Raw genomic sequence first — 11,715 nt, forward strand, 5'->3', positions numbered from 1 at the left:
CTGCCCGCGAACAGGCGTGCGCTGCGCGCCGCCGGAGAACGAGCATGGCGCTCTCACTGATTGGCGCGCGGTCAGCCGAAGAGGTATTGCAGTGTGCCGTCCGTGGCCGCGACCGTCTGGCAAGGCATGTCCCATACGCGCTCGATCAACCCCGGCACCAGGATCTCGGCGGCCGGTCCCTGGTGCACGCCCGCGGCACCGTCGAGCACCACCACGTCGTCGGCGTAGCGCCGTGCGAGGTTCAGGTCGTGAAGCACGGCGACCACGCCCACGCCCTGCCCTGCCCAGTCGCGCAGCAGCCGCATCGCCGCATGCTGGTGCGAGAGATCGAGCGCGGCGGTCGGCTCGTCGAGCAGCAGCCAGCGCCCGGCGCCATCGGGCAGCGGCTCCCACAGCTGGGCCAGGGCACGCGCCAGTTGCGCGCGCGCCTTCTCGCCGCCCGAGAGGCTGTTGAGCACGCGCCCGGCGAAGCCCGAGACGTCGGTGAGCGCGATCGCGCCGTCGACGATCGCGGCCTCGCCGGCGCTCGGCGCAAGCCGGTGCGGGAAGCGGCCGAGCTCGACGATCTCGCGCACCGTGAAATCGAAGGCCACGGCGCTTTCCTGCGGCATCAGCGCGCGCCGCAGCGCGAGGTCGGCGGGCGTGTGGGCGGACAGCGGCCGGTCGTCGAGCAGCACGCGGCCGGCATCGGGCCTGCGCTGGCCGCCGAGCAGCGCGAGCAGCGTCGACTTGCCGGCACCGTTGGGGCCCAGGATGGCGGTGAGCCGCCCCGGCGAGAAGGCGATGTCGGCGCCCGCCAGCAGCGTCTTGCCGCCGAGCCGAAGGTCCGCGCCGGCACAGCGCAGCGTCATACGTGCCTCCGGAAATGCCGCAGCATCAGCAGGAACAGCGGCACGCCGACGAAGGCGGTCAGCACGCCCAGCGGCAGCTCGGTCGGCGCCATCACTGTGCGCGCGAGCGTGTCGGCGCCGAGCACGAGCACCGCTCCGAGCAGGGCCGAGCCCGGCAGCACGATGCGGTGATCGGGGCCGGCCACCAGCCGCACCCAGTGCGGCGCGATGAGGCCCACGAAGCCGATGATGCCGGTGGTCGCCGTGACCGCGCCCACCGCGAAGGCCGTCACAAGGATGGCGCGCCGCTTGACCCGCTCGACGTCGACGCCGAGCAGCGTGGCCTGCGCCTCGCCGAGCGCGATCGCATTGAGAGGCGCCGCCAGCGTGAGGCCGACCAGCAGGCACACCCCCACCACCACGCCGACCAGCAGCACCGCACTCCAGCGCGCGCCGCCCAGGCTGCCGAGCAGCCAGAACTGCAGGCTGCGCAGCTGCTCGTCGGTGGCCATCACGCTCAGCAGGCCGAGGCCGGCACCGGCCAGCGCGTTGATCGCGATGCCGGCCAGCAGCATCAGCGCCATGCGGGTGCTGCCTTCGCTGTGCGAGAGGCTGTAGATCAGCAAGGTGACCAGGAAGCCGCCTCCGAAGGCCATGGTGACCAGGGACCAACTGCCGAGCGTTCGCGGCAGCGAGGGCAACAGCCAGGCGCCGAGCACGATCGTCACGCCGGCCGCGAGCGCCGCGCCGCTGCTGATGCCGATCAGGGCCGGATCGGCCAGCGGGTTTCGGAACAGGCCCTGCATCAGCGTGCCGGCCATGCCGAGCCCGGCGCCGGCGGCGACGCCGAGCACCAGACGCGGCAGCCGGATGTTGACGAACACCAGGTATTCGGGAGAGGCATCGGCGTGCCCCTGGAACAGCGAGCCCAGCACGCCCCACAGCTGCGAGGGGCTGATCGCGTAGGCGCCCGAGCCGGCACCGAGCAGCAGGCTCAGGGCCAGCAGCGCCAGCCCGGCGCCCAGCGTGGCACGTGGCGAGAGTCTCGCGGCGCTCACCGGCGTGCTCCGCGCAGCAGCGCTTCGGCATTCGCCTTCGGACCGGCCGTGCGGAATATGGGTGCACCTTCGCGCAGCAGCGCTTCGGCATTCGCCTTCGGACCGGCCGTGCGGAATATGGGTGCACCTTCGCGCAGCAGCGCTTCGGCATTCTCCTTCGGAGCGGCCGTGCGGCTCATGCGGCTCATGCGGCGCTGAGGAAGCTCTGGTGCAGCTCGCCGATCGACTGCGGCATGCGCGGGCCGAAGCCCAGCAGCAGCACGGCGTCCTGCGTGACCAGCGCGCGCTTCTTGAATGCCGGCGTCAGCGCGAGTTCGGGCCGCTGCCAGAACTTCTCGACTCCGCCATGGGCCTCGATGCTCTGGGTGCTGGTGAGGATGATGTCGGGCGCGGCGCTCGCCATGGCCTCGGCCGTCATCGGCCGGTAGCCGTTGAAGCCGCTCATGCAGTTGACGCCTCCTGCAAGGCGGATCACGGCATCGGCGGCGGTCTTCTCGCCCGCCACCTGCGGGCTCGCGCTGTGCGACAGCACGAACAGCACCCGGGGCTTGCGTGCGCCGGTCGCGGCATGCGCCGCGACCCGCTGCTGCACTGCGGCCCATTCGGCGTCGAGCTTTGCCATCAACTCGCGCGCCTGCTGCTCGCGCGCGGCTGCGCGGCCCACGGCCGCCACCTTGCGCTGCACCTCGCCCCAGCTGTGGTCGGCCTCGACCAGCTCCAGCTTCACGCCGGCGCTGCGCAGCTGGTCGAGCACCACGGGCGGTCCCGACTCGGTGGTGGCGATCACCGCGTCCGGCTTCAGCGAGAGCAGGCCCTCGGCCGACAGCTGGCGCATGTAGCCGACCTTGGGCGTGCGCAGGGCGGCCGCCGGGTAGATGCTCGTGGTGTCGGTGCCGACCAGCTGCGACTCGGCGCCCAGCGCGTAGACCACCTCGGTGATCGCACCCGATACCGTCACGAGGCGCGGCGCGGCGGTGCCCTGCCCCGTCGCCGGCCAGGCGCAGGCCGCGAGCGCCGAGGCGCCGAGCAGCCGCAGTGCATTGCGCCGGCCGGGGCCTGCCGTTGGCGTGCCGGAGTGCTTCACGACGCGACCTCGCCGTTCGGCAGCTTGCGCACCAGTTCGCGCCAATCCTCGCGCTCGGGAATGCCGGGCTTGCGCGCGCCGAAGAACATCGCCATCAGGCCGCCGTCGTGGTCGAAGGCCTCCACCGAGGTCACGATGCCGTCGCTGGTGGGCTTCTCGACGATCCAGACGCGGTCGATCAGGTCCTCGCGCAGATGCAGGTTGAAGCCCGGGTCGAGCACGTTGAGCCATTGCGTGCCGCGGATCTCCATCGGCTCGACCCGCACCACGGGGCCGGTGTGGATCTGGATGCAACCCGGGCTGCCGACGAACACCATGATCGGCGTGCCGGCGAACGAGGCCTCTTGGAGCAACTCGCGCACCGCGTGGCGGGGTGCCCGCCTGGAGAAACTGCCCTCGGTCAGGCGGAAGCTCTGCTGGCGCTCGACAGCGAAGTTCTTCAGCAGGCCGAAGAACTGGTGCGTGTCGGTCATCGCGGCCCAGGCTGCGCCGAGGCCGGCGGCGTCGATCTGGCTGTCGGCGCGGGGCGCGGGCCTGGCCTCGGCGGGGCCGAAGACGACGAGTTGCGCCTCGTCCGCATGTCGTTCGACCACCGACTGCAGCGCATCGCGGTCGGTGGCGTCGCGCACGTAGATCTTGTGGACCGCCACGCCGCTCGGGTCGTAGAACTGCAGGCTCTGCGACGGTGGCTGGCCCGCGTTGGCGGCCGCCTCGCTCACGAAGAAGCCCGCGTGCCAGTGATTGAAGAAAAGGCGCAGGTCGATGTCCTCGCCGAGCGCGAGGCCGACGTGGCCGCCGCCCGACAGCTTCTGGTAGATGCCGGTCTTCTCGTGCACGGTCGACGCATTGCGCGTGAGCGCCATCATCGGTCCGCACGGCTCGAGCGACTGCAGCAGCTCGAGCCAGGGGCCGCGCAGCGGCGTGGCGCGCAACGCGCCCACATGCTCGCCCGCGTGGGCCGCGATCGCCGTGCCTTCGCTGATGCCGAGTGCATCTGCGGCGTCCTTGTGTCGCTTGCCTTCGGCGCGCAGGACGGCGAAGCGCTGGCGGATCTGTTCGTGGGTCATGGTTCGGGTTCCTCTCGTCTCGCAATCAGAAGTCGGCCACGAGCGACACGTTGAAGTGGCGTCCGGGCTGGGTGTAGGCATCGCGGATCGTGGAGCTGGTGGCCAGGCCACGGATGTCGCTCCACATCCAGTACTTCTTGTCGGTCAGGTTGACCACCGCCACGTTCAGGCGCAGGTCGCGGCGGATGCGCCACTGGGCGTTGATGTCCAGCGTGGTGGCGGAAGGTGCGAGGAACTGCACGCCGGTCGCGACCTCGGCCGGATCGACGTCGCTGCGGCGCTTGGCGGAATGATGGACCGCATCGAGGCGCACGCTCCACGTGGGCGCCTGGTACTTGAGCGCCACCGCCAGCTTCTGCGGATCGATGGAATTGAGCGGCACGTTGGCCGTGCGGTTCTCGCCGTGCGTCTGGCCGTAGGCGAAGGGCAGCGAGAAGCCGGTGCCGTTCCGGGTCCAGTCGAGCTCGCCCTTGAATTCGAAGCCGTAGATGCGCGCGCTGGCGATGTTGACCGACTGGAACACCGCGGGATTGGTTCGCGAACCGAACACGCCGCCGACCTGGCGATCGTTCTCGATCAGATCGTCGTAGTTGCCGGTGAAGGCTGCCGCCTCGAAGTTCAGGATGCCGTAGCGACCGCGCGTGCCGAGCTCGAAGTTGTGGCTGGTCTCGGGCTTGAGGTTGGGGTTCGGAATGGTCAGGTAGCCCGAGGTCACGTTCTCGAAGAAGTTGTTGACCTGGAACGCATTGGGTGCCTTGAAGCCGGAAGCGTAGTTGCCGTACAAGGTCAGCTGCGGCGTTGCGCGATAGAGGATGCCGAGCTTGGGTGACACGGCCGAGTCGGACAGCGACACCGCCCGCGCATTGAAGCCGGCCTGATCGGCGTCGATGTCGAAGCTGTCGAAGCGCACGCCCGGCGTGATGCTCCATCGGTCGTGGACGAACTCGTCCTGGACATAGAACGCCGCGGTCTTCTCCCGCGTATCGGGAAAGCGCTTGAGCGGATACACCTCGCCGGCCGGCGGCACCACGCCGGTCTGCAGGTTCTTGACGTCGGTGTCGGTGTAGTCGATGCCGTAGGTGATGTGCTGCGCCCAGGAACCCATGTTGATCGTCTTCATGGCCTGCAAGCCGAACTGCCAGGTGTTCTCGTCGTAGGTGACGTCGCGCGAGCGGTCGGCAGAGATGAAGCGGTTTTCCCAGGCCTGCTCGCGTGAGCTGGCCTTCTGGTAGCTCACGTAGCCGAGCACGCTGTCGGCCAGCGTGGAATCGACGCGCAGCCTGCCGTCCCAGGTCAGGCGGTCGCGCTGGAGGTTGGTCAGCGCGCCGAGGCCGATGACCGAGGCCGCATTGAGCGGCGGCTTCGACAGGCCGGACAACAGGTTGTAGGCGTTCGCCCTGTCGACATGCTCGAAGGTCAGCGTGTGCGTCTGGGCGGCGGTCGGCGTCATGATCACCTTGGCCAGCAGCGACTTGTTGTCGCCGCTCTCGGGGTTCGGTGCCGTGCGGTCCGTGTTCCACGCGTAGTTCGTGCCCATGTTCTCGAGCTCGTGCGTGCGGCTGCCATTGGCCGACACCAGCCAGCTCACGGTGTCGCTGGCACGGCCGGCCATGGTGACGCCCGCGAACCAGCCGTTGTCGTCGCCGCTGTAGCCCACGTTCGCGCTTCCGCCGAAGGTCTTGTCCGCGCCCAGGATGTCGTTGGGGCTGCGCGTGATGAAGTTGACCAGGCCGGCCAGGCCGTCCGAGCCGTACAGGGCCGAGGCCGGGCCCTTGATGATCTCGATGCGCTCGACCAGGCCCATGTCGAAGTATTCGCGTCCGAACGCGTTGGCGCTGAAGACGTAGCTGCGCGGCGAGCGGATGCCGTCGTTCATGATCAGCACGCGGTTGCCGTCCAGGCCGCGGATGTTGAAGCCCGCATTGCCGTCGCGTCCGGTGTTGCCGGTGGCCAAGCCGAAGCGTGCCGGCGCGCGCCGCACCGACACGTTGGGGATGTCGCGCACCGCATCGCGGATGTCGTGGATCTGCTCGAACTCGATCTGTTCGCGATCGATGATCTCGACCGTGGCGGGGATGTCGTCCTTGATCTGCTCGGTGCGCGACCCGCTCACCACGATTTCGCCGAGCGCCGTGATGCGGGCCGGGCCGCTTTCCTGCGCCATGGCGGCAGCGCCGAAGCCGCAGGCGATCAGCCACGGAAGAGTCTTGAGTCGATGCGCGAGAACGGGGAGATATGCCACTTGGAGGTCCAGAAAACAGTTGTCGAGCTGCTTGCTGGGACCGCGACGCATGGGCTGCGCGCCTCGCCTGGCTGGCCGTGGAACGGGTCGATGGACCCGAACCACAAATCATATGCGAATGATTCTTATCCTTACAAAGCTGACGGACCTTTCCGGGTAGCGATCGGGCGCAAAAAAGGCCGCGTTCCATCCTGTGATGGAGCGCGGCCTTGCCGGGAAGCGCAGGTCGTCAGGCGGCGACGGCTTCCTCGACCGGTGCCGAGCTCCGGATCAGGTGATCGAAGGCACTCAGGGCTGCCTTGGCACCGTCACCGGCCGCGATGATGATCTGCTTGAACGGCACCGTCGTGGCATCGCCGGCCGCGAACACGCCCGGCACCGAGGTCTGGCCCCGGGCGTCGACGATGATCTCGCCGTGCTTCGACAGCTCGACCGCGCCGCGCAGCCAGTCGGTGTTGGGCACCAGGCCGATCTGCACGAACACGCCTTCGAGCGGCACCGAGTGGCTCTCGCCGCTCGTGCGGTCCTTGTAGACCAGGCCGTTGACCTTCTGCTGGTCGCCCGTGATCTCGGTGGTCTGCGCGTTGAGGTGGATCGTGACGTTCGACAGGCTGCGCAGCTTGCGCTGCAGCACTTCGTCGGCCCGCAGCTTGCTGTCGAACTCGATCAGCGTCACGTGGCCGACGAGGCCCGCGAGGTCGATGGCCGCCTCGACGCCCGAGTTGCCGCCGCCGATCACCGCCACGCGCTTGCCCTTGAACAGCGGTCCGTCGCAGTGCGGGCAATAGGCCACGCCCTTGTTCCTGTATTCATGCTCGCCAGGCACGTTGATGTTGCGCCAGCGCGCGCCGGTCGAGATGACGACCGAACGGCTCTTGAGCGAGGCACCGCTCTCGAGCTTGATCTCGATCAGGCCATCGTCCGCGGGTACCAGCGCCGCAGCGCGCTGCAGGTTCATGATGTCGACGTCGTAGTCGCGCACGTGCTCCTCGAGCGCCAGCGCGAACTTCGGGCCTTCGGTCTCGCGGATCGAGATGAAGTTCTCGATGCCCATGGTGTCGAGCACCTGGCCGCCGAAGCGCTCCGAGGCCACGCCGGTCCGGATGCCCTTGCGCGCCGAGTAGACGGCCGCTGCCGCACCGGCCGGGCCGCCGCCCACGATCAGGACGTCGAACGGGGCCTTGGCCGCGATCTTCTTCGCCTCGCGCTCGACACCGCTGGTGTCGATCTTGGCGAGGATTTCCTCGAGGCTCATGCGGCCCTGGCCGAACTCGGTGCCGTTCAGGAACACGGTGGGCACCGCCATGATCTGGCGCTCCTTGACCTCGTCCTGGAACAGCGAGCCATCGATCATCGTGGCGCGGATGCGCGGGTTCTGCACCGCCATCAGGTTGAGCGCCTGCACCACGTCCGGGCAGTTGTGGCAGGTGAGCGAGATGTAGATCTCGAACTCGAAATCGCCGTCGAGGTCGCGGATCTGCTGCAGCACGGCCTCGTCGACCTTCGGCGGGTAGCCGCCGACCTGCAGCAGCGCAAGCACCAGCGAGGTGAATTCATGGCCCATCGGCAGGCCCGCGAAGCGCGGACCGTGGTTCTCGCTGGGGCGGTTGATCGAGAACGAGGGCTTGCGATTGTTGTCGTCGAGGCTCTCGGTCACCTTCACGAGCGGCGATGCATCGGCCACGTTCTTCAGCAGTGCCCGCAGGTCGCCCGACGCCTTGCTGTCGTCGAGCGACGCGACGATCTCCACCGGCTGCGTGATGCGGTCGAGGTAGCTCTTGAGTTGCGATTGGGTGCCTGCGTCGAGCATGAATGACTCACTTCCTGAAATGCGTTGGAAACAAAAAGGCCCGGGAGCGAACGCGCCCGGGCCGTGGCGCGAACGAGCGGCTTAGATCTTGCCGACCAGGTCGAACGAAGGCTTGAGCGTTTCCGCGCCTTCGGTCCACTTGGCGGGGCAGACTTCGCCCGGATGGGCTGCCACGTACTGGGCAGCCTTCACGCGGCGCAGCAGTTCGGCAGCGTCGCGGCCGATGCCGTTGTCGTGCACTTCGATGGTCTTGATCTTGCCTTCGGGATCGATCACAAAAGTACCGCGATAGGCCAGACCGGCGTCTTCGCCTTCCTCGATCAGGACCTGGAAGGCACGTGCCAGTTGCTGGCTCGGGTCACCGATCAGCGGGTACTTGACCTTGCCGATCGTGTCGGAGGTGTCGTGCCAGGCCTTGTGCGTGAAATGGGTGTCGGTCGAGACGCCATAGATCTCGACGCCAAGCTTCTGGAATTCAGCGTAATGGTCGGCCAGGTCGCCGAGCTCGGTCGGGCACACGAAGGTGAAGTCGGCCGGGTAGAAGACGACCACAGACCACTTGCCCTTGAAGTTCTCGTTGCTGACGGGCACGAACTTGCCGTTGTGATAGGCGGTGGCCTTGAACGGGACGATTTCGGTATTGATCAGGGACATGCTTGGATTTCCTTGGTGGCTGATAAGAAGGGTGCGAGCCATTAGTATAACTACTAATATGCTCCATTTGATAGCTCCACACTATTAAATGCATAGGCGGGCGAATGAATGCGAACACCTATCACCCTCACCCGCATGCAGAGCGCGGGCGCATGGACTTTGTTGCCAGCCCCGGGGCGCGCCTCGCACAATCGACCCTTTGAAGAACAAGGAAAAACCATGAAGGGCGACCCACAAGTCATCGACCACCTGCAGGCGCAGCTAAAGAACGAGCTGACCGCGATCAACCAGTACTTCCTGCACTACCGCATGCTCAAGCACTGGGGCCTCGACAAGCTGGCGAAGAAGGAATACGAGGAGTCGATCGGCGAGATGAAGCACGCCGACAAGCTCATGGACCGCATCTTCATGCTCGACGGCCTGCCGAACCTGCAGGACCTGGCCAAGCTCCAGGTCGGCGAGGACGTGCCCGAGATCCTCGAGTGCGACCTGAAATCCGAACTGGGGGCGCAGGCCACGATCAAGGCCGGCATCGCCCATTGCGAGACCGTGCGCGACTACGTCTCGCGCGACCTGCTCCAGGGCATCCTCGACGACACCGAGGAGCACATCGATTTCCTCGAGACCCAGATCGACCTGGTCGGCAAGGTCGGACTGCAGAACTACCTGCAGTCGCAGATGGCCGAAGTCGAGTAAGGCGACGAAGGCGCCCAGGGTGCAAACACTGCGAGCGGGGCCGAGGCCCCGCTTTTTTTCGCCTTTACGAAACTTCATTGCTATCGAAAAGGTAGCAATCATTCCTTTCCGGATGCGGCACGGAAGGCCGAGCGCACCGCCGTCGGCCCGGCGAGGACGAGCTTGCAAATAGAATTCATTCTCATCTGTGAGGCTAGAATCGCGGGCTTCGATGACCGCTGCCACCTCCGACAACCGCCGCCGCGCCTACTGGCTCAAGACCCTGCACGAGTGGCACTGGGTGAGCTCCGCGCTGTGCCTGATCGGCCTGCTGCTGTTCGGCATCACGGGCTTCACGCTGAATCACGCGGCCAGCATCGAGGCCAAGCCCAAGGTCACGAGCCGCACCGCGAACGTGGACGACGCGCTGCGCCAGGCGCTGCGCCAGCAGGTGCCGGCCGCCAAGGCGAACAAGGGCAAGGCCGAGCTGCCCGAAGCCCTGCAGGCGTGGATCGGGAAGCAATGGTCGGTCGATACCGCGGGCCGCGAGGCCGAGTGGACCGATGACGAGATCTACCTCTCGCTGCCGCGCCCGGGCGGCGATGCCTGGCTGCGAGTCAGCCTCGGCGACGGCGAGGCCGAGTACGAGCTCACCGACCGCGGCTGGCTCTCCTATTTCAACGACCTGCACAAGGGCCGCAACAGCGGAGCCGCCTGGAGCTGGTTCATCGACATCTTCGCGGGCGCCACGCTGGTGTTCTCGATCACGGGCCTGTTCATCCTCAAGATGCATGCGGGCAACCGGCCCTTCACCTGGCCGATGGTCGGCATGGGCCTGGTGATCCCGGTGCTGCTCGCGCTGCTCTTCATTCACTGATCCTGGAAAGAGGTTTTTCGTGCAAGTTCGCTATTCCCTCGCGCTCGCGGCGCTCGTCGGCGCGCCGGTCTTCGCAGCCGGGCTGACGGTCAACGTCGACATTCCCCGGCTCAACGTCTCCGAATACCACCGCCCCTACGTCGCGGCCTGGATCGAGCGGCCCGACCAGTCGGTGGCGAGCACGCTCGCGGTCTGGTACGACGTCAAGAACAAGGGCGGCAATGCAGAGGGCGAAGGCACGAAGTGGCTCAAGGACCTGCGCCAATGGTGGCGTCGCACGGGTCGGGAGCTGCAGATGCCGGTGGATGGCATCAGCAGCGCGACCCGGCCTGCAGGCAAGCACCAGATCACGGCCGCCGAAGGCTCGGTGACGCTGCCCAAGCTGGCTCCCGGTGCCTACAAGCTGTATGTCGAGGCGGCGCGCGAAGTCGGCGGCCGCGAGATCGTGAGCATCCCGTTCCAGTGGCCGCCCACCAAGGCCGAGCAGTCGCAGGTCGCGGGCAACAGCGAGCTCGGCGAAGTCTCGCTCGAACTCAAGCCCTGAGCCCTCCAACGTTCACTCCATCTCCTGAGGAATTCATCATGAAGCTCCATCTGCGCTCCCTCGCCCTCGGCCTCGCACTCTGCGCCGGCACCGCTGCCGTGCAGGCCCACAACGCCTGGCTCATGCCCTCGACCACGGTGCTGTCGAAGGCCGACTGGATCACGGTCGACGCCGCGGTCTCGAACGACCTCTTCTTCTTCAACCACAACCCGCTCAACCTCGACAGCCTGGTCGTGACGGCGCCCGACGGCAGCGCCCTCAAGCCCGAGAACATGTTCAAGGGCAAGCTGCGCGCGGGCTTCGACCTGAACCTCACGCAGCCCGGCACCTACCGCGTCGCGTTGACCAACGACGGCGTCTTCGCGCGCTGGAAGGACAAGGCCACCGGCCAGCAGAAACGCGCACGCGGCACGCCCGAGAACATCGCCAGCCAGATCCCGGCCGACGCTACCGAGGTCGAGGTCACGCAATCGGCAGGCCGCAACGAGACCTTCGTCACCGTCGGCAAGCCCAGCGCGCTGCGCCCGAGCGGCAAGGGCCTCGAGCTGATCACGGCCAACCCGACCGACCTCGTGAAGGGCGAGAAGACCCTCTTCACGATGAATCTCGACGGCCAGCCCGCCAGGGACCTCGACGTGACGGTCACGCTGGGCGATACCCGCTACCGCGACAAGCTCGACGAGCTCAAGATCAAGACCGACGCCAAGGGCCAGTTCAGCGTGACCTGGCCGGCCGCCGGCATGTACTGGCTCGATGCCAGCACCACCGACAAGAAGACTTCGGTGCCCCAGGCCAAGGAACGCCGCCTGAGCTACGCCGCCACCCTGGAAGTGATGCCCTGAGCCTCGGCCCCTTTCTGAGCGATCCGGCGCCG

At 67.3% G+C, this 11,715-nt stretch carries 12 protein-coding genes; 4 read left to right on the top strand and 8 right to left on the bottom strand.

What is annotated here, in order from left to right; genetic code table 11:
- Nucleotides 1-71: 71 nt before the first annotated feature.
- From QTH87_RS15150 to ahpC, 8 genes are all read right to left on the bottom strand, one after another.
- On the bottom strand, nt 72-851 hold the full coding sequence (locus tag QTH87_RS15150) for a heme ABC transporter ATP-binding protein (protein ID WP_286610173.1): 780 nt from the start codon (nt 849-851) through the stop codon (nt 72-74).
- A complete protein-coding gene (locus tag QTH87_RS15155; protein ID WP_286610174.1) occupies nt 848-1,888 on the bottom strand; it encodes a FecCD family ABC transporter permease in 1,041 nt (346 codons plus the stop codon). The genes QTH87_RS15150 and QTH87_RS15155 overlap by 4 nt, the downstream gene beginning before the upstream one ends.
- Entirely contained in the window at nt 1,885-2,067 is a 183-nt protein-coding gene (locus QTH87_RS15160; protein ID WP_286610175.1) for a hypothetical protein, read from the bottom strand. Before QTH87_RS15160 ends, QTH87_RS15155 begins: the two co-directional genes overlap by 4 nt.
- A 5-nt stretch (nt 2,068-2,072) precedes the next feature.
- Nucleotides 2,073-2,972, bottom strand: coding sequence for a heme/hemin ABC transporter substrate-binding protein (locus QTH87_RS15165; protein ID WP_444812790.1), 900 nt, complete (start codon nt 2,970-2,972; stop codon nt 2,073-2,075).
- Nucleotides 2,969-4,039, bottom strand: coding sequence for a hemin-degrading factor (locus tag QTH87_RS15170; RefSeq protein WP_286610176.1), 1,071 nt, complete (start codon nt 4,037-4,039; stop codon nt 2,969-2,971). Before QTH87_RS15170 ends, QTH87_RS15165 begins: the two co-directional genes overlap by 4 nt.
- Before the next feature lie 25 nt (nt 4,040-4,064).
- Entirely contained in the window at nt 4,065-6,281 is a 2,217-nt protein-coding gene (locus QTH87_RS15175; RefSeq protein ID WP_286610177.1) for a TonB-dependent hemoglobin/transferrin/lactoferrin family receptor, read from the bottom strand.
- 229 nt (nt 6,282-6,510) lie between these two features.
- Complete coding sequence (ahpF, locus tag QTH87_RS15180; RefSeq protein WP_286610179.1) at nt 6,511-8,091, bottom strand: alkyl hydroperoxide reductase subunit F; 1,581 nt, start codon at nt 8,089-8,091, stop codon at nt 6,511-6,513.
- A gap of 81 nt (nt 8,092-8,172) precedes the next feature.
- A complete protein-coding gene (ahpC, locus tag QTH87_RS15185; protein WP_126472795.1) occupies nt 8,173-8,745 on the bottom strand; it encodes an alkyl hydroperoxide reductase subunit C in 573 nt (190 codons plus the stop codon).
- A 219-nt stretch (nt 8,746-8,964) separates the two neighbouring features.
- Between ahpC and bfr the strand changes: the two genes are divergently transcribed.
- From bfr to QTH87_RS15205, 4 genes are all read left to right on the top strand, one after another.
- The gene (gene bfr / locus QTH87_RS15190) at nt 8,965-9,441 is read left to right on the top strand and encodes a bacterioferritin (protein ID WP_286610184.1); all 477 of its coding nucleotides are present in this window, start codon (nt 8,965-8,967) and stop codon (nt 9,439-9,441) included.
- A 211-nt stretch (nt 9,442-9,652) separates the two neighbouring features.
- Complete coding sequence (locus QTH87_RS15195; RefSeq protein ID WP_286610186.1) at nt 9,653-10,297, top strand: PepSY-associated TM helix domain-containing protein; 645 nt, start codon at nt 9,653-9,655, stop codon at nt 10,295-10,297.
- A gap of 19 nt (nt 10,298-10,316) precedes the next feature.
- A complete protein-coding gene (locus tag QTH87_RS15200; protein WP_286610188.1) occupies nt 10,317-10,841 on the top strand; it encodes a DUF2271 domain-containing protein in 525 nt (174 codons plus the stop codon).
- 38 nt (nt 10,842-10,879) lie between these two features.
- A complete protein-coding gene (locus QTH87_RS15205; RefSeq protein ID WP_286610190.1) occupies nt 10,880-11,683 on the top strand; it encodes a DUF4198 domain-containing protein in 804 nt (267 codons plus the stop codon).
- Nucleotides 11,684-11,715 lie beyond the last annotated feature (32 nt).

Origin of the sequence: Variovorax jilinensis (assembly GCF_030316885.1) — a bacterium.
GTDB lineage: Bacteria > Pseudomonadota > Gammaproteobacteria > Burkholderiales > Burkholderiaceae_C > Variovorax > Variovorax jilinensis.